The sequence below is a fragment of the Acidovorax sp. LjRoot129 genome, assembly GCF_964253765.1.
GTDB lineage: Bacteria > Pseudomonadota > Gammaproteobacteria > Burkholderiales > Burkholderiaceae_C > Acidovorax.
This window is the reverse complement of record NZ_CAXUSE020000001.1, coordinates 1,416,462-1,433,603: the sequence shown is the minus strand read 5'-3', so window position 1 is coordinate 1,433,603 and position 17,142 is coordinate 1,416,462. Positions and strand designations below refer to the sequence as shown.

Genomic DNA, 17,142 nt, shown 5'->3' with positions numbered 1-17,142 from the left:
AGAAGGTGATTCAAAGATAGCTGTTGAGCAGGTTCTCGAGCAGCTCCTGCCGCCCGGAGACCGGCAACGTGTCCTGGTTGCGCTCCAGCACACGGGTAGCCACCTGGTCCAGCCCCAGCCGGCCGCCCAGCACATCCTGGCCAAACGCGGCGCTCCAGCCCGCATAGCGGTCGTCCACCAGCCTGGCCAGCTTGCCGTCGTTGATCATCTTTTCTGCGATCAGCAGTGCGCGGGCCGTCACGTCCATGCCGCCAATGTGGCCGTGGAACATGTCTTCGGGGTCGATGGACTGGCGGCGCACCTTGGCGTCAAAGTTCACACCGCCATTGACGAAGCCGCCCCCCTGCATGATGGTGTACATGGCCAGCGCCGTCTCGGGAATGCTGTTGGGGAACTGGTCGGTGTCCCAGGCGCACTGCATGTCGCCGCGGTTCATGTCGATCGAGCCGAAGATGCCCAGGTCCACTGCGGTGGCGATTTCATGCTCGAAGCTGTGGCCCGCCAGGGTGGCGTGGTTGGCTTCGATGTTGACCTTGATTTCTTTCTCCAGGCCGTAGCGGCACAGGAAGCCGTAGACCGTGGCGCTGTCAAAGTCGTATTGGTGCTTGGAGGGTTCGCGCGGCTTGGGTTCCAGCAGGATGGTGCCCTTGAAACCGATCTTGTGCTTGTACTCCACCACCATGTTCAGGAAGCGGCCCATCTGGTCCAGTTCGTGGCCGATGCGGGTGTTGAGCAGGGTCTCATAGCCTTCGCGGCCACCCCACAGCACGTAGTTGGCGCCGCCCAGCTTCAGCGTGGCGTCCATGGCTTCTTTGACCTGCAGGGCACCCAGCGCAAAGATTTCGGGGTTGGGGTTGGTGGCCGCGCCCGACATGAAGCGGCGGTGGCTGAACAGGTTGGCCGTGCCCCACAGCAGCTTCATGCCAGTCTCAGCCTGCTTGGCGCCGAGGATGTCCACCATCTCGCGCAGGTTGTTCACGCTGTCACGCGGGGTGGCGCCTTCGGGGGCTACGTCACGGTCGTGGAAGCAGTAGTAGGGCGCCCCGAGTTTGCGGAAGAACTCGAACGCCACATCGGCCTTGGCCTTGGCGGCGGCCATCGGGTCGGCCATGTGCTGCCAGGGTCGCTGGAAGGTGTCGCCACCAAACGGGTCCAGGCCGTTCCAGCAGAAGCTGTGCCAGTAGCACACGGCAAAGCGCAGCTGCTCTTCCATGCGCTTGCCCAGCACCACGCGGTCTTTGTCGTACCACTTGAAGGCCAGCGGATTGGTGGACTCGGGGCCTTTGTAGGCAATGGGGGAAATTTCGGAGAAGTAGGTGCTCATGGGGTTCTCGGCTAAGGCTAAGGACAGAAGATGGCTCAGGACATGCCTCGGGACATCAGGGCTTGCGGTACAGGCTGCGAAACAGGGCATGGCGCGGCGCCAGCAGTGCGTGCTCGACGGCGTCGGGGTGGTACACGGTGTCGATGGGCGGCGGCAGACACGCCCACTCGATGGGGGTGCCGACGCTCAATGCGCCCAGGCGGGCCGCGCCCAGTGCGCCGCCCACGGCCGAGCCGCCGTGGGTCACGATCTCTACATCCAGCGCGCTGGCCAGCATCTGCGCCCAGAAGGCGCTGCGGGCGCCACCGCCCACCAACGACAGGCGCGACACCTCGCTGCCCGCGGCATGCAAGGCAGCGAGGCCGTCCAGCAGGCCAAAACTCACGCCCTCCATCACCGCATAGCCCAGGCGTGCGGCGTCGGTGTCCATATCCAGCCCATGGAAGCTGCCGCGCACCCGGGCATCGTTGTGGGGCGTGCGCTCGCCGCTGAGATACGGCAAGAACACCGGCGCTGCCTCACGGTCGTGGGCGCTCAGCGCCGCGGCGCGTGCGGCCACCTCGCCCGCGTCCGCAGCGCCCAGCAGGTGGGCCACCCACTGCAGCGCGCTGGCGGCGGCCAGCATCACGCTCATCTGGTGCCAGCGGCCCGGCACCGCGTGGCAGAACGCGTGCGTGGCACTGGCGGCATTGGGCTGGTAGTGCGGCGTGACCACAAACAGCACGCCGCTGGTGCCCAGCGACAGGAAACCCTGGCCGGGCTGCACCGCGCCCATGCCCACGGCGCTGGCGGCGTTGTCGCCCGCGCCACCGGCCACCACCGTGCCGGGCCGCAGGCCCAGGGACTGCGCCACATCGGCCCGCAGGCGCCCGCTCACTGCGCTGCCTTCCACCAGGCGCGGCATGTGCCGGCGCGCCAGGCCAGTCAGCGCGAGCAGTTCATCCGACCAGTCGCGGCGCTGCACATCGAGCCACAGGGTGCCGCTTGCGTCGGAAAGGTCGCTCACGTGCTCGCCGGTCAGCATCAGGCGCACATGGTCCTTGGGCAGCAGCACCTTGGCGATCTGCCTGAACACCGCGGGCTCGTGGCGTGCCACCCAGCGCAGCTTGGGTGCCGTAAAGCCGGGCATGGCCAGGCTGCCGCCCAGACCGCTCAGCGCAGGCAGCTCGCGCATCATCTCCGCGCACTCCTCGGCGCTGCGCGTGTCGTTCCAGAGGATGGCGGGGCGCAACACGCGGTCGTGTGCATCGAGCAGCACCGCGCCATGCATCTGGCCCGACAGGCCGATGGCCTCGGTGGCTGCGTACTCCTGCGAGTGCACCGCCCGCAGGCTGGCCAGTGCGTCCTGGGTGGCCGCCCACCAGTCGGCCGGGTTCTGCTCGCTGTGGCCAGGGTGGGGGCGCGACAGGGAAAGGGGTGCGCCTGCAGTGCCCAGCACCTGCTGGTCCGGGCCGAGCAGAAGGGCCTTCACTTCCGAGGTGCCGATATCGATGCCGATGTACATGGTGGATAGGTGCGTTCAGTGAATATCAGGGGGCGGCGTGCCGCCTGCCGATGACGAAACCAAGTCCTCCTCGGCCCCCTCCAGTGCGGTGACTACCGGTGAGTGCATGGGCCGCAGCTCGTGGTGCAGCACCAGCGCGGCCGCGCCCACAGCCGAGGCCAGCAGGCCGTAGCGGGCCGCGCGCACGCTGGGCGCCGCCACGCCGGCGCTGGCGGCGTACGCATCAAGCGTGTCGCGGGCCTGCCGCACGATGCCGGGATACCGCTCGCACGAGGGCCCGCCCACCACCAGGGCGCCGGGGTTGAAGGTGGTCCAGAGGTTTTGCAGCACCACGCCCAGAAACACGCCGCCGCGCGCAGGGTCGCTCTCGCGCTCCAGGGCACGTGCCCCGAAGAAAGTCTCGGCACACCCCTTGCGTCCGCACGAACACAGTGGCCCGTCGATCTGCAAAATGCTGTGGCCGATTTCGCCGGCCATGCCCTGCAGCCCGGTGAACAGCCGGTCGTTGAGCACGATGCCCGCCCCCACGCCCACGCCGCAGGTCACGAAGATCAGCGAGTCCGTCGCTTCACCATCTGCAAACTCGTACTCGCTGAGCGCGGCGGTGTCCGCCTCGTTCTGCACATGCACCGCCACCGGCGGGCTGCCCACATCGGCCAGGGCGCGCGTGATCAGCGGCAGAAAGGCCACGTCGCGCCAGCCCAGGTTGGGCGCAAAGCGGATGGTGCCTGTAGCCTCGTCGAAAGCGCCGGGCACGCCGATACCCACGCCCGACACGGTGACCGGCCTGGCCGCCAGTTCGGCCTGCGTGCGCAGCACCAGCGCCGCCACCTGGCGGCACACGGCGGCGGGGTCGCGGTCGGCCAGGGGCGCCTCGGCCGCGCACAGCACCTCGCCGGTGACCGACACGCCCACCACCCGCAGCGACTCGACGCCGATCTCCACGCCCACCATGGCGCGGCGGCTGCCGTCCAGGCGCAGCGGTGTGGACGGGCGGCCCATGCCTTGCGCGGCGGCCAGCCCGGTTTCGGCGAGCCAGCCTTCGTCGATCAGCTCCCGCACCAGCAGGCTCACGGTGGATTTGGTCAGGCCGCTTTCGCTGGCCAGTTGGGCGCGGGACAGGCTTCCGCGCTGGCGCAGCAGCCGCAGCAGCACGCTGCGGTTGATGCGTTTGACAAGTTGCTGGTCGCCGGTGGTCTTCATGCGGGTGTGGGGGTCGGCGCAGGCTCGCCCAAGCGGTGGGCCTGCGCTTTTCCTTCGGGTTGTTTGCCTGCGATGATCATGCCCAGAACCTCGTCCTCGGTGACGTCTGCAGTGCGGTAGGCGCCCACCATGCGCCCGTTCTTCATCACCGCCAGGCGGTCGCTGAGCCCGAACACGTCGGGCATGTCGTGGGTGATGAGGAAGATGCCCACGCCGTCTGCCTTGAGCTGGCGCACCAGGCGGCCCACCATGGCGGTCTCCTCGGGGCCCAGCGCGGCGGTGGGCTCGTCCATGATCAGGATGCGGGCGTTGAAGTAGATGGCCCGCGAGATGGCTACCACCTGGCGCTGCCCGCCCGAGAGGCGCCGCACCGGCGTGCGCACGTTGCGGAAGTTCTTGTTCAGGCGCTCGAAGACCTTGCGGGCTTCGGCGTCCATGCGGTGGTCGTCCAGCGTGTTCCAGCGGGTGAGCAGCTCACGGCCCAGAAACAGGTTGGCCACCGCGTCCAGGTTGTCGGCGAGCGCCAGCGTCTGGTAGATGGATTCGATGCCCAGCCGCTGCGCGTCGGCCGGCGTGCGGATGTGGGCGCTCTGCCCCTGCACCAGCACTTCGCCGCTGTCGATGGGGTAGGCGCCGGCCAGCATCTTCATCAGCGTGGACTTGCCCGCGCCGTTGTGCCCCAGCAGGGCCACCACCTCGCCCGGGTACAGGTTGAGGCTGACATCGTCCACCGCCCGCACACCGCCAAACGACTTGCGGATGCCGCGCATCTCCACGAGGGGCGCGTTCATGCGGTGTCTCCCGTCAGGCGGCGGTACACCACGTCGAACACCACGGCCGCGATCAGCACCTGCCCGATGATCACGTAGCGCAGGCCGATCGAGATGTCGAGCAGCAAGAGCCCGCTGTCGATGCTCTGCATGATGAGCGCCCCCAGCACCGACCCCAGGATGGAGCCGCTGCCGCCCGCAAGCGCCGTGCCGCCGATCACGGCCGCCGCGATCACGAACAGCTCCATGCCGGTGCCCAGCGAATTGGTGCCGGCGTTGAGCCGCGCAATCGAGACCATCGCCGCAATCGTGATGAGCACGCCCATCAGCGCAAACAGCATCAGCGTGACGCGCCGCACCGGAATGCCGACCAGGGCCGCGGCCTCCGGGTTGCCGCCGATGGCGAACACGTAGCGCCCAAAGCGCGTGCGCCGCACGATGAACGACAGCACCACCGCCACGCCCCCCCAGATGAGCACGGGGATGGGCACGCCCTGCGGCGCGTCCTTGGTGGGGATCTGGTACGCGTTCATCGTGGCGACAAAGCCCACGGCGATCACCGCTGGCACGGCTGCCACCAGCGCATCCAGCCACAGCGCCGGGTTGGGCACGCCATACGAGGCCTTGGCCCGGCGCCGCAGCCAGGTCTTCAAGCCCAGCGCCACCACCAGCACCAAAGCCAGCACCCAGCTGGCCTGCACGCCGATGGCGCCATCGAAGCCGCCGCCCAGGCGCTGAAAGAAACTGTCGCTGACCGGCTGGGTCTTGCCGTCGGCCACCATGAAGGCCGCGCCGCGAAACGACATCAGCCCACCCAGCGTGACCACGAACGACGGCACCCCGAGCATCGCCGTGAGCGCGCCCTGGTAGAGCGACACACCGATCGCCACCGCCAGCCCGGCCAGCGACGCCGCCACCCAGTGCCAGCCGGCGGTGTACATCAGCGTAGCGATCAGCACGCCGACAAAACCCATCACCGAGCCCACCGAGAGATCGATGTGGCGCGCCACGATCACCAGCACCACCACCGTGGCCACGATGCCGACCACAGCAGTCTGCTGGGCAATGTTGTAGAGGTTCTCGGGCGACAGGAACAAGCCGCCCGAGAGGATGTTGAACACGATGGCCGTGGCCATTAGCACGGCGCCCATCAGCACCAACCGCCAGTCGATGGCCAGCTGCCTGAAGGCATGGGGAACAGGACTCACAAGCGCACTCCGCCAGAAATAAGAAAGGACCGGGAAGCAGTCAGGCTGGCAGCCCGCTCTGCACGCGCCACGGCGCGCACAGCGGGGCCCCGCTCCCGGTCCGGGAGCTTCGAAACGTGTTGTTCAGCAAGCGGGCCGTACGCAGCGCCGCGCCGGGCTCACTTGCAGGCGGCCGGCGCCTTGGCAGCGTCCACGCCCTTGCACAACGCGTCTTTCTGAATCCAGCCGGCCTTCACGACCAGGTCGAGGTTCTTGGCGGTGATGGGCACGGGTTTCAGGAACTGCGTCTGCAGCGGCACCTTCTTCTCGCCGCCGTTCCAGGTTTGTGCGCCCGCCACCTTCTGCCCCTTGGCCAGTGCGACCGCGGCGGCTGCGGCGTCGCGGCCCAGGTCGCGGGCATCCTTCCAGACCGACACCGTCTGCGAGCCCTGGGCCACGCGGTTGAGCGCGGCATGGTCGCCGTCCTGGCCGGACACCGGGATGCCCTTGATGCCCTTAGCTGTCAGCGCCGCCACCACACCGCCGGCCGTGCCGTCGTTGGAGGCCACCACGGCGTCGATCTTGCCGCCGCTCTTGGTGATGATCTGCTCCATGTTCTTTTGCGCGACCTCGGGCTTCCAGCCTTCGGTGTATTCCTCGCCGACGATCTTGATGTCGCCCTTGGTGACGGCCGCCTCGATCACCTCCTGCTGTCCGCCGCGCAGGAAGTTGGCGTTGGGGTCGGTGGGCGAGCCCTTGATCATCACGTAGTTGCCCTTGGGCTTGGCCTCGAACACGGCGCGGGCCTGCATGCGGCCGACCTCGACGTTGTCGAAGGTGATGTAGAACACGCCCGGGGCCTCGATCAGGCGGTCATAGGCCACGACCGGGATCTTCTGCTGCGCGGCCTTGTTGACGGCGGGCAGGATGGCGTCCTTGTCCATCGCCAGCACGATCAGCACCTTGGCGCCCTTGGCGATGAGGGAGTCGACGTCGGACAGCTGCTTTTCGGGCGAGCCGCCCGCATCGGCACTGATGTAGCTGGCGCCCAGCTTGGTCAGTTGGTCCTTGATGGCTTTCTCGTCGGTCTTCCAGCGCTCTTCCTGGAAGTTGGACCAGCTCACGCCCACCACCTGGGCGAACGCACTGGCGCTGGACAGGCCCAGCACCAGGGCTGCCAGGGCGGTCAAGGTTGTCTTCAATTTCATTCTTGTCTCCATTGATTGGCCTCGTGCGGGCCTTGGTTGGTGTGAACGACGTCGACTGTCGCGCCGCGATCCCTCTCGCTGAACCCTGCAGGCTGCAGTCCGTTGCACGGGTTTTCCGGTGCCCGGCAACGACTTCAACCCGACATAGTGCGGACGACGAACTAATTATGAAAGGATCGTACGGGTGCACACATCCGGGCAAACCCGACATAGTTTGATGAGTGAACTTATTAGTTCGCCCAGCGGGAACACCCCTGCAGCAATCAATGTCACGCCCATGCATTGCGACAGGTTCTTGCTGTCGTGAGGGCATGTGCGCGAGCGTGCGTACCGCATTGATTGGCGCCCCATAGCCCCCGCCCCGGCAGGGCTGCGAAAGCCGAGGGTGGCGCGCCGCTTAAAATCCCCGGATTCCAGCCCGCCCGGCGGGTCTACCAGCACCAAAGCCCCTTCCATGAGCTCCTCTGCCTCCTCCACCCCCATCTCCTACAAAGACGCCGGCGTTGACATCGACGCGGGCGACGCGCTGATCGAGCGCATCAAACCGCTGGCCAAGAAGACTATGCGCGAAGGGGTGCTGGCGGGCATCGGTGGGTTTGGCGCTTTGTTCGAAGTGCCCAAGCGCTACAAGGAGCCTGTGCTGGTGTCTGGCACCGATGGCGTGGGCACCAAGCTCAAGCTGGCGTTCGAATGGAACATGCACGACACGGTGGGCATCGACCTGGTGGCCATGAGCGTGAACGACGTGCTGGTGCAGGGCGCCGAGCCCCTGTTCTTTCTTGATTACTTCGCCTGCGGCAAGCTCGATGTGGACACCGCAGCGGCCGTGATCGGCGGCATTGCCAAAGGCTGCGAGTTGTCCGGCTGCGCGCTGATCGGCGGCGAAACCGCTGAAATGCCTGGCATGTACCCCGCAGGCGAATACGACTTGGCCGGTTTTGCCGTCGGTGCGGTCGAAAAGGCCAAGATCCTGACCGGCCAGGACGTGAAGCCTGGCGACGTGGTGCTGGGCCTGGCCAGCCACGGCGTGCACTCCAACGGCTTCAGCCTGGTGCGCAAGTGCATCGAGCGCGCAGGCGCCACCGCCCCGGCCACGCTGGACGGCAAGCCCTTCAAGCAGGCCATCATGGAGCCCACCCGCCTGTACGTGAAGAACGTGCTGGCTGCGCTGGCTGCCCACCCGCATACGCAGGATGCCGGCGGCATCAAAGCCCTGGCCCACATCACCGGTGGTGGCCTGCTCGAGAACATTCCCCGCGTGCTGCCTGAAGGCACCGCCGCCCACCTCAAGAAGGGCAGCTGGCCCCAGACCGAGCTGTTCGCCTGGCTGCAAAAGACCGCCGGCATCGACGACATCGAGATGAACCGCACGTTCAACAACGGCATCGGCATGGTGGTGGTAGTGGACGCGGCTGCAGCCGAAGCGACTGCCGCCACGCTGCGCGCCGCGGGCGAGCAGGTGTACACGATCGGCACGATCGCGGCGCGCGGCGAAGGTGCGGCCGTGGTCGTCGCCTGAGCCGCCGGCCCTGCTGAACTACCGACACCCGTCCAGAGCCGCCCGCGCATGGCGCAGCGCCCTCCACTGCCTGCGCTCGCCCCGCAGCCCGAACCCACCACGCTGCCGCCCCGGCCGCTGAGCAGGGGCATCGTTGTGGCCAGCTATTTGCTGATGGCGGGCGCGCTGCTGCTCGTGATGTGGCGCGGGCTGCTGCCGGGCCTGCTGTGCGTGTGCCTGGGCTTTTTGCTCACCCGCTGGCTCACCCGCGGCCTGACGCGCGTCCAGCGCCGGGCCAGCACGCCTACCACCCGGGGGGTGCGCGCGGCGCAGGTGGTGGCAGCGGCCATCGTCATGCTGCTGCCGCTGGCGCTGCTGGCTGCCGGCCTCACGCATTCGCGCGGCTACCTGGTCGATGCACCGCAGCAATACCGCGAGCTGCTGAACTACATGGCGCGCACGGTGCTGGAGCTGCGCCTGAAGCTGCCGGCCGACATGGCCGCCCACCTGCCCGAAGGCGCTGCCGACATCCAACGCATGATCGCCAACTACCTGGCCGCCAAGGCCGGTGCACTGGCGATTGCAGGGCGTGCGTGGCTGGCCGGGGTGCTGTTTGCCTATGTGGGCCTGCTGATCGGCGCGCTGGCTGCGGTACGACCGCCGGTGCTGGCCCGCGGCCCACTGGCCCAGCAGCTCACGCTGCGGATCACGCTGTTCGGCGAGGCCTTCCGCCAGATCGTGGCGGCCCAGTTCTGGATTGCGGCGTTCAACACCCTGCTGACCGCGCTGTTCCTGCTGTTCATCTTGCCGCTGTGGAATCTGGAGCTGCCCTACACGCCGGTGCTCATCACCTTCACGTTTATCGCGGGGCTGGTGCCCATCGTCGGCAACCTGGTGTGCAACGTGGTCATCACCATCGTGGGGCTGTCGGTGTCGCCACTGGCGGCGGCGGCCTGCCTGGGCTTCTTGATCTTGATCCACAAGGCCGAGTACGTGATCAACGCCAAGGTCGTGGGCCGGCGCACGCAGATGGGGGTGTGGGAGCTGCTGTCGGTGATGTTCGTGGCCGAAGCGGTGTTTGGGCCGGCGGGGCTGGTGGCAGCACCGTTGTTTTATGCCTACCTCAAGAAAGAACTGGTGGCCGCGCGGCTGGTGTAGCCGCCTGGCTTCCCTGCTGCTGCGCAAAGCCCGGCCCGACCGGGCTTTTTTGCGCCCGCCGCGCCTGCTCAGATCTCCCCGCGCCCAGCATCCATGCGGGTTTGTGCCAAGCGGGGGCGCATGTATCCGGCAGTAACCTGAGGCGGCGCGGTGCGTTCTGCCGCAGACAAAGGTTTTTCATGACCATCGCAAGAAAACTCGCTCTTTTGGTGCTGAGCGCAGTGCTCGGCATCGCGGTGATGACAGCCTGGTTCCTGATCTCCGAGCGCAAGCTGATCCTGGAAGAGCGGCAGACCGGCGTGCGCCAGGTGGTCGAGGCGGCACATGGCATCGCCACGCATTTTCATGAGCTGAGCACCAAGGGCGGCATGCCGGACGACGAAGCCCGCAAGCGCGCCGCCGCGGCGATCCAGGCGCTGCGCTACAGCGGCAACGAATACCTGTGGATCAACGACATGCACCCGCGCATGGTCATGCACCCCATCCGGCCCGAGCTCAACGGCCAGGACCTCACTGCCAACAAGGACCCCAACGGCAAGCAGCTGTTTGTCGAGTTCGTGCGCACCGTGCAGGCGAGCGGTGCGGGGTTTGTGCCCTACCTCTGGCCCAAGGCGGGCAGCGACACGCCGGTGGAAAAAACCTCCTACGTCAAAGGCTTTGCGCCCTGGGGCTGGGTGATCGGCTCGGGCGTGTACATCGACACCGTCAACACCGCCATCTGGCAGCGCGCGCTGGGCTTTGGCGCCATCGCGCTGGTGCTGGGCGCGGCGCTGCTGGTGGTGGGCACGCTGATCTCGCGCAACCTGCTGCACCAGCTGGGGGGCGAGCCCGACTATGCGCGCAGCATTGCCCGCAGCATTGCTGAAGGTGATCTGTCGGTGGCGGTGGCCACACGCACGGGCGACACGTCGAGCCTGATGGTGGACATGCAGGCGATGCAGGGCAGCCTGCACCGCATCGTGCAGCGCGTGCGCGACGGCACCGAACACATTGCCGGTGCGTCGCAAGAGATCGCTCTGGGCAACCAGGACCTGTCGGCCCGCACCGAGTCGCAGGCCAGCGCGCTGCAGCAGACTGCCGCGTCGATGGAAGAGATGACATCCAACGTGAAGCAGAACGCCGACAACGCGCGCCAGGCGAGCGTGCTGGCGCAGTCGGCGTCCGAGGTGGCGCGCAAGGGCGGCGCGGTGGTCGAGAAGGTGGTGCAGACCATGGGCTCGATCGATGCGTCATCGCGCAAGGTGTCTGACATCACCGGCGTCATCGAAGGCATCGCCTTCCAGACCAACATCCTCGCGCTGAACGCCGCGGTGGAGGCCGCTCGGGCGGGCGAACAAGGCCGGGGCTTTGCCGTGGTGGCCAGCGAGGTGCGCAGCCTCGCGCAGCGCTCGTCCGAGGCCGCCAAGGAGATCAAGGCGCTGATCGGCAACTCGGCCGAGCAGGTCAAGGCCGGCGCCCAGCTGGCGCAAGAGGCCGGGGCCACCATGCAGAACGTAGTGGACAGCGTGCAGCGGGTGTCCTCGGTGATCGAAGAGATCAGCCAGGCCAGCCGCGAGCAGACAGACGGTATCGAGCAGATCAACCAGGCGGTGTCGCAAATGGACCAGGGCACGCAGCAGAACGCCGCGCTGGTGGAAGAAGCGACGGCCGCAGCCGCCTCGCTGCAGCAGCACGCGCACGAGTTACAGCAGGTGGTGGCGGCGTTTCACCTGCAAGGCGGCGCGCATGGCGCAGGCGCTACGACTGCGTCACACGCCGCGCTCGCCGGTGCGGGTGGGGCGGCCACGGGGCAGCGCCAGTTGCGCTGACGGTGCAGCGCCCGTTGCGATGAGGCAGCGGTGCGCTGGCGGGGGGGCGGCAAGGCGCCGACAACGGGGCCAGGGCGCCACGCTCGATGCTGCGGCGCACGCTGCAGGGAGGGAGATGGCTTGGTGGCAGCCCGCCGCTGCCCTTGCCAGGCGGCCGCGCCCACGGGCGGCACCGACCGCAGCGCGCAAAAACGCTGCGGGCTCAGGCTGCAGGGGCCCAGCGCTGTTTGCTATAAAATACATAGCTACTAGCGCTTATACATCAAGCGCTAGACCCCATTTTTATTCATTTTTTGGCACTGAACTGCCGCGCCACAAAGGCCCAGACCAGCGCTGACGCATCGGGGCCGGCCGGATCGCTGTACGAGTGGTCGGCGGCACCGCCGCTCCAGGCGTGGGCCAGGCCCACCACTTCGCGCAATGCCACCACGGTGCGGCCGCGCGCCTTGAACTCCGTCACCTGCGTGGCGTGGCGCTGGCCGCGCTGCAGGGTGCGCACGGGGCCGGCCCGCGCGCCCAGCGTCTGCGCCCACAGCGACGCGGTGGCCGCCGCGTTGCGCACCGACACGACACCATCGGCATCGCCGTGCAGCACCAGCAAGGGGGGCAGCGCTGCAGGCTGCGCCGCGCCGAGTACGGTGCCCCCCGCCGCGGCGGCTGCCTGCGTGGGCACCTGCGGCAAGATCGCCACGGGCAGGTGCGCATCGCGCCGCCCGTGCATGGCGGCGATGGCGGTGGCAGCCGATTCGGCCGTGCCCGGCGCCACGCCCGAATGCATGGCCACGGCGCAAAACCGGTGCGGGTACAGCGCGGCCATCAGCACCGCCATGCTGGCGCCGGCCGACAGGCCCGCCACTGCCACGCGCGAGAGGTCGACGGGATAACGCTTGGCCACCTTGTCGACCGCCGCGAGCAGCGTGGCGGCCTCGGCGTCGGCCTTGCCATTGCGCCGCTCAAACCAGTTCCAGCAGCCATGGGCGTTGGCCACACGTTCCTGCTCGGGGTACAGCACCAGAAAACGCTCGCGGGCGGCCAGCCGGTTCATGCGCGATGAGGCGGCCAGGTCCCGGCCCGTCTGGCCACAGCCGTGCAGCATGACCAGCAATGGAAAGGTCTCGCCCGGCAGCGGCGCAAGGCCGGGCGGCACAAAGAGGTGGTAGCGCCGCGCACCGGCAGGCCCGGGCGCAACGCCGGCCACCCATTCGGCAGGCGCCACGCTGCGCGGTTTGCGCGCCGCGGCACGAGGCGCCCCAGCCGCAGACCGGCGCGCAGTGGCCGGCGTGTCCTTCAGCAGGGGCTTGGCGGCCACCGCCTTGCGCCGCTTGGCGGGTGCGGGCCGCGTGGCACGCACCAGCGCCTTGAGGTTGCGCTGGTACGCCCGCGTCAGCGCTGACAGGGAGAACAGGCGAGAACGTCGGGCCATGGTGTGTCGTGTGGGATCGTGTTGCGGCCAAAAGTCAGCAAAGGGGACGGCAGGCGGCCTACCGCCACAGCAGGGAAAACCCTAACCACCTTAACAGCATCTGGCTTCAGGAGCGGAAAACTATTAATTTGATAGCTGCAATTCCTTATCCAGCAAGCGCTGGCAGCCATTTTTATCAATATTTCATAGCCCTCTAGCGCGCTCTGGTAGCGGCTTAGCCCCGGACGCCGCCAGCAGTGGCCTAAATTGATCGAAACCTGTCCCATGCAGTTCGGACGCATGCTCCACAGCGCAGGCAATATAGGCAATAACAGGTTTCCCCTGGATTCAGAAAGTCATCCACTCCTGTCTGATAGTGATTGGTTTTCACCGACCGCCGGTCCCTGTCACCCCCCGCCCCTCTTTTCCCCGCCCTCCAAAGGACCCACCCATGCGCGCCACCGTCTGTGAATTGCCCCACCTGCCCGCCCTGCTCGACCCCGCCTGGGCCGCGCTCTGCGCGCACACCCGCGCCGAGCGGTCCGAGCTGGTGCTGCTGCCCGAGTTCGCCTTCATCGAACCCGTCTGGGAGACCCTGCCCATGGACCCCGCGCGCTGGGACGCCGCCGTGGCGCTCAGCGATGCCTGGCAGCAGCGCCTGCACGAGCTGGGCGCCGACTGTGTGGTGGGCGCACGCCCGGTCACGGTGGGCGGCCGGCGCTTCAACGAAGGTTTTGCGTGGTCACTGCAGGGCGGCTATGTGCCGCTGCGGCGCAAGTTCCATCTGCCCGACGAGCCCGGCGGCTGGGAGGCGCACTGGTTCGAGCGTGGCGACGCGGCCTTCCCCCGGTTTGACGCCGGCCCGCTGGCGTTCGGGCTCAACATCTGCTCTGAGCTCTGGGCCCTGGAAACCTACGGTGACTACGCCGCACAGGGCGGCGTGCAGGCCATCCTGTCGCCCCGCGCCACGGCCGCTGCCACCACCGCCAAGTGGCTGGCCGTGGGCACCGTGGCCGCCGTGCGCACGGGTGCGTTCAGCCTGTCGTCCAACCGCGTGGACGCTGCGGCCGGCACCTACGGCGGCGCCGGCTGGGTCATCAGCCCCGACGGCGTGCTGCTCGCGCGCACCACGCCCGAGCAGCCGTTTTGCACCGTCGATGTGGATCTGCAGGCAGTGACGGACGCGCAGGCCACCTATCCACGCTACGTGTTTTCTGCCACCCGAGGCCAGATCCCAACCGAAGCCTGACACCCACCTCCTACCTGCCGCCGCACCATGACCGAAACCACCCCAGCCCATCACCCCCTGCAGATCGCCATCCTCGTCTTTGACGAAGTGGAAGCCTTGGACCTGGGGGGCCCGTACGAAGTGTTCACCACCGCAACCCGCATGCAGCAGCGTTTGCAGCCCGGCGCACCCGCCCCCTTTGCCGTGCAGTGTGTGGCCCGCAGCCTGGCGCCCGTGCAGGCCCGCGCCGGCCTGCGTGTGTTGCCAGACGCCGACTTCGCCACGGCCCTCAAGCCCGATGTGCTCATCGTGCCCGGCGGTGTGATCGATGCCGCTGCAGCCTGCGCCGAGACCCGCGCCTGGGTGGCACAGGCGGCGCGCGGCGCGCAGATCACGGCGTCGGTGTGTACCGGCGCGTTCATCCTGGCGGCAGCCGGCGTGGTCACCGAAGGTGCCGTCACCACCCACTGGGAAGACATTGCCGACCTGCGCGCGCAGTTCCCGGCCCTGGACGTGCAAGAAAACGTGCGCTGGGTGGACCGGGGCGCGCTCGTCACATCCGCCGGCATCAGCGCGGGCATCGACATGAGCCTGCACCTCGTCACGCGTTTGGCGGGCGCAGCCCTGTCGGAACGCACCGCACGGCAGATGGACACCCCGTGGAACACCCTGCCTTGAAGGCACACTGCGTCGACGTGACCGGTTAAAAGAGTGCCATTGACCTTGGAAGCCGCCACAAACCCATGATGCACGACACCCCGCCCTCCCCCATCCACGTCTACTTCGCCCTGCTGCCCGGCAGCCTGGTGCTGGACTGGGCGGGCCCGGCCGAGGCGCTGCGCATCGCCAACCAGACGCTGCGTGCGCGCGGCCTGCCCGAGCGGTTTGTGCAGCACTTTGTGAGCCCCACGCCCGAGTCGATGACGTCGGTGGGTGTCGCGATCAGCGGGCTGGCGCCACTGCCTGCGACCCTGCCCAACCCTGCCTGGGTGGTGCTGGTCGGCCTGGTGGGCCAGCGCATTGATGTGAGCGGCAGCGAGGCCCAGGCGCTGCTGCACTGGCTGCGTGGCCTGCGCCCGGTGGCCGGGCAGCTGGAGCTGGTCACCGTGTGCGCCGGCGCGGTGCTGGCCGCGCATGCGGGCTTGCTCACCGGCCGGCGCGCCACCACGCACCACCTGCACCTGGACGAGCTGGCCGAGGTGGACCCGCGCTGCGACGTGGCAGCCAACCGCGTGTTCGTGACCGATGGCCCCGTCTACACCAGCGCGGGCGTCACCACCGGCATCGATCTGCTGCTGCACCGCATCTCCGACCTGTGTGGCCCCACGGTGGCCGTGCAGGTGGCGCAGGCCATGGTGATCGGCCTGCGCCGCGGGCCGGACGACCCACAGTTCTCGCCCTTTCTGCACCACCGCAACCACCTGCACGCCGCGCTGCACCGCGTGCAGGACGCCGTGGGCCTGCAGCCGCAGGCCGAGTGGAGCGTGCCCGCCATGGCCGAGGTGGCGCACACCTCGCCGCGGCACCTCACACGCCTGTTTCTGGAACACGCCGGCATCGCGCCGCTGGCCTACCTGCGCCGCATCCGCCTGGCCACGGCCGAGGCCGCGCTGCAGTCCGGGCGCAACGGGACCCAGGCAGCGCAGATGGCGGGCTTCAGCTCCGACACCCAACTGCGCCGCGCCTGGCACCAGTTCGGCCGGAGCGGCACGCCGTCGCGTGGGGGCGCCCGGGCCCACTGAAATCGCTGGGGCAGCGCTGCCAAGCTGCAGTGCAATGGCTCTATGACGCTGCGCCGCTGAGGGGCCTACGCAGCGGGAGGCATTGAGCCTCAGGCTCCCGCCTAGCGACCGCGCAACCCGGCGCGGGCGCCCGCGGCACGGGGTTGGCACGCGGCCGATAATGGGGCTCATCCCGTGGCGCCTGTTGCGCCCCGCCAGGAATCCACCATGCAAGCACCCTCCCGCCCCGCCAATGAAGACAGCCGCCTGCAGGCGCTGCGCGAGCTGCTGATCCTGGACACGCCACCAGAAGAACGCTTTGACCGCATTGCTGCGTTTGCAGCGCAGGAGTTCGACGTGCCCGTGGTCCTGCTCTCGCTCATCGATGACCAGCGGCAATGGTTCAAGGCCCGTGTCGGCCTGGATATTCCTGAGACGCCGCGCGACATCTCCTTTTGTGGCCACGCCATCTTGCGGGACGAGACCATGGTGGTGCCCAACGCGGCGCTGGACGAACGGTTTGCCGACAACCCGCTCGTCACGGGCGCACCCCACATCCAGTTTTACGCGGGGGCGCCGCTCAAGCTGCCCAATGGGCAGACCGTGGGGACCCTGTGCCTGCTGGACCGTCAGCCACGTACCTTGGACGAAGTCGATCTGGCCATCCTGGCGTCACTGCGCGACCTGGCCATTGAAGAGCTCATGCGCCGGTCCGGCGAAGAGGGATCCGCCACGTGAGCGGCACGGTCAGCCTCCCCATCTTGCTGGTGGAGCCCAGCACCCTCACGGGCAGCATCATCGTAGCGACGGCCAGGCAGCTAGTGCTCCCATCAGTACGCCAGGTGGCCAGCATCCGGATGGCTCAGCAGCGGCTTGCGGCTCAGGAGTTTTCAGCCCTCATCGTGTCGCTGGATGAACATGACGACGCGGTGATGCTGCTGGAGCAGGTGCGCACGGCGCAGTACGCCCTGCGGGCTGACGCCCCCATCGCCGTGACCACATCGCAAGTCGATGCATCCACCGCCGTGCAGATGAAGGCGCTGCAGGTGCGGCGCGTGCTGCTCAAGCCCTTCAAGGTGCGCGATGTGATCGCGACGATCCAGATGCTCAAGGGTGCGGACTAGCGGGAAA

General features: G+C 68.1%; 15 protein-coding genes. 8 read left to right on the top strand and 7 right to left on the bottom strand.

The features are described from left to right. Positions 1–10: 10 nt before the first annotated feature. From xylA to xylF, 6 genes are all read right to left on the bottom strand, one after another. A complete protein-coding gene (gene xylA, locus ACSQ3Q_RS06615) occupies positions 11–1,324 on the bottom strand; it encodes a xylose isomerase (RefSeq protein ID WP_436133610.1) in 1,314 nt (437 codons plus the stop codon). Positions 1,325–1,379: 55 nt separating this feature from the next. Then, complete coding sequence (gene xylB / locus ACSQ3Q_RS06610) at positions 1,380–2,828, bottom strand: xylulokinase (RefSeq protein WP_436133609.1); 1,449 nt, start codon at positions 2,826–2,828, stop codon at positions 1,380–1,382. A 15-nt stretch (positions 2,829–2,843) separates the two neighbouring features. Further along, entirely contained in the window at positions 2,844–4,031 is a 1,188-nt protein-coding gene (locus tag ACSQ3Q_RS06605; protein ID WP_436133608.1) for an ROK family protein, read from the bottom strand. Further along, on the bottom strand, positions 4,028–4,822 hold the full coding sequence (locus tag ACSQ3Q_RS06600) for an ATP-binding cassette domain-containing protein (RefSeq protein WP_436133607.1): 795 nt from the start codon (positions 4,820–4,822) through the stop codon (positions 4,028–4,030). Before ACSQ3Q_RS06600 ends, ACSQ3Q_RS06605 begins: the two co-directional genes overlap by 4 nt. Next, positions 4,819–5,952, bottom strand: a complete 1,134-nt coding sequence (locus ACSQ3Q_RS06595) for a sugar ABC transporter permease (protein WP_436136950.1) — start codon at positions 5,950–5,952, stop codon at positions 4,819–4,821. Before ACSQ3Q_RS06595 ends, ACSQ3Q_RS06600 begins: the two co-directional genes overlap by 4 nt. 215 nt (positions 5,953–6,167) lie before the next feature. Beyond that, positions 6,168–7,196 (bottom strand): D-xylose ABC transporter substrate-binding protein, encoded by a 1,029-nt coding sequence (xylF, locus tag ACSQ3Q_RS06590; protein WP_436133606.1) that lies wholly within the window; start codon positions 7,194–7,196, stop codon positions 6,168–6,170. A gap of 454 nt (positions 7,197–7,650) precedes the next feature. Here xylF and purM point away from each other — a divergent pair, with 454 nt between their 5' ends. The 3 genes from purM (at position 7,651) to ACSQ3Q_RS06575 (ending at position 11,660) form a co-directional block, all read left to right on the top strand. Beyond that, a complete protein-coding gene (purM, locus tag ACSQ3Q_RS06585; protein WP_436133605.1) occupies positions 7,651–8,715 on the top strand; it encodes a phosphoribosylformylglycinamidine cyclo-ligase in 1,065 nt (354 codons plus the stop codon). Between the two features lie 48 nt (positions 8,716–8,763). Beyond that, the gene (locus tag ACSQ3Q_RS06580; protein WP_436133604.1) at positions 8,764–9,852 is read left to right on the top strand and encodes an AI-2E family transporter; all 1,089 of its coding nucleotides are present in this window, start codon (positions 8,764–8,766) and stop codon (positions 9,850–9,852) included. A gap of 179 nt (positions 9,853–10,031) precedes the next feature. Beyond that, on the top strand, positions 10,032–11,660 hold the full coding sequence (locus tag ACSQ3Q_RS06575; RefSeq protein WP_436133603.1) for a methyl-accepting chemotaxis protein: 1,629 nt from the start codon (positions 10,032–10,034) through the stop codon (positions 11,658–11,660). 286 nt (positions 11,661–11,946) lie between these two features. On the opposite strand, the gene ACSQ3Q_RS06570 is transcribed toward ACSQ3Q_RS06575, so the two are convergent. Continuing rightward, on the bottom strand, positions 11,947–13,083 hold the full coding sequence (locus ACSQ3Q_RS06570) for an extracellular catalytic domain type 1 short-chain-length polyhydroxyalkanoate depolymerase (protein WP_436133602.1): 1,137 nt from the start codon (positions 13,081–13,083) through the stop codon (positions 11,947–11,949). A 430-nt stretch (positions 13,084–13,513) separates the two neighbouring features. Here ACSQ3Q_RS06570 and ACSQ3Q_RS06565 point away from each other — a divergent pair, with 430 nt between their 5' ends. From ACSQ3Q_RS06565 to ACSQ3Q_RS06545, 5 genes are all read left to right on the top strand, one after another. Continuing rightward, a complete protein-coding gene (locus tag ACSQ3Q_RS06565; protein WP_436133601.1) occupies positions 13,514–14,311 on the top strand; it encodes a carbon-nitrogen hydrolase family protein in 798 nt (265 codons plus the stop codon). Between the two features lie 27 nt (positions 14,312–14,338). Continuing rightward, the gene (locus ACSQ3Q_RS06560) at positions 14,339–14,968 is read left to right on the top strand and encodes a DJ-1/PfpI family protein (protein ID WP_436133600.1); all 630 of its coding nucleotides are present in this window, start codon (positions 14,339–14,341) and stop codon (positions 14,966–14,968) included. Between the two features lie 68 nt (positions 14,969–15,036). After that, positions 15,037–16,032, top strand: a complete 996-nt coding sequence (locus ACSQ3Q_RS06555) for a GlxA family transcriptional regulator (protein WP_436133599.1) — start codon at positions 15,037–15,039, stop codon at positions 16,030–16,032. A 207-nt stretch (positions 16,033–16,239) separates the two neighbouring features. Next, positions 16,240–16,749, top strand: coding sequence for a GAF domain-containing protein (locus tag ACSQ3Q_RS06550; RefSeq protein WP_436133598.1), 510 nt, complete (start codon positions 16,240–16,242; stop codon positions 16,747–16,749). Further along, positions 16,746–17,135, top strand: coding sequence for a histidine kinase (locus ACSQ3Q_RS06545; protein WP_436133597.1), 390 nt, complete (start codon positions 16,746–16,748; stop codon positions 17,133–17,135). The genes ACSQ3Q_RS06550 and ACSQ3Q_RS06545 overlap by 4 nt, the downstream gene beginning before the upstream one ends. Positions 17,136–17,142 lie beyond the last annotated feature (7 nt).

Bases quoted from the DNA above. Each gene is read 5' to 3' on its own strand.
- xylA (WP_436133610.1), bottom strand. From the start codon at position 1,324: ATGAGCACCTACTTCTCCGAAATTTCCCCCATTGCCTACAAAGGCCCC.
- ACSQ3Q_RS06605 (WP_436133608.1), bottom strand. From the start codon at position 4,031: ATGAAGACCACCGGCGACCAGCAACTTGTCAAACGCATCAACCGCAGC.
- ACSQ3Q_RS06570 (WP_436133602.1), bottom strand. From the start codon at position 13,083: ATGGCCCGACGTTCTCGCCTGTTCTCCCTGTCAGCGCTGACGCGGGCG.
- ACSQ3Q_RS06560 (WP_436133600.1), top strand. From the start codon at position 14,339: ATGACCGAAACCACCCCAGCCCATCACCCCCTGCAGATCGCCATCCTC.
- ACSQ3Q_RS06550 (WP_436133598.1), top strand. From the start codon at position 16,240: ATGCAAGCACCCTCCCGCCCCGCCAATGAAGACAGCCGCCTGCAGGCG.
- ACSQ3Q_RS06600 (WP_436133607.1), bottom strand. From the start codon at position 4,822: ATGAACGCGCCCCTCGTGGAGATGCGCGGCATCCGCAAGTCGTTTGGC.
- xylB (WP_436133609.1), bottom strand. From the start codon at position 2,828: ATGTACATCGGCATCGATATCGGCACCTCGGAAGTGAAGGCCCTTCTG.
- ACSQ3Q_RS06580 (WP_436133604.1), top strand. From the start codon at position 8,764: ATGGCGCAGCGCCCTCCACTGCCTGCGCTCGCCCCGCAGCCCGAACCC.
- xylF (WP_436133606.1), bottom strand. From the start codon at position 7,196: ATGAAATTGAAGACAACCTTGACCGCCCTGGCAGCCCTGGTGCTGGGC.
- ACSQ3Q_RS06565 (WP_436133601.1), top strand. From the start codon at position 13,514: ATGCGCGCCACCGTCTGTGAATTGCCCCACCTGCCCGCCCTGCTCGAC.
- purM (WP_436133605.1), top strand. From the start codon at position 7,651: ATGAGCTCCTCTGCCTCCTCCACCCCCATCTCCTACAAAGACGCCGGC.
- ACSQ3Q_RS06595 (WP_436136950.1), bottom strand. From the start codon at position 5,952: ATGGGCGCCGTGCTAATGGCCACGGCCATCGTGTTCAACATCCTCTCG.
- ACSQ3Q_RS06555 (WP_436133599.1), top strand. From the start codon at position 15,037: ATGCACGACACCCCGCCCTCCCCCATCCACGTCTACTTCGCCCTGCTG.
- ACSQ3Q_RS06575 (WP_436133603.1), top strand. From the start codon at position 10,032: ATGACCATCGCAAGAAAACTCGCTCTTTTGGTGCTGAGCGCAGTGCTC.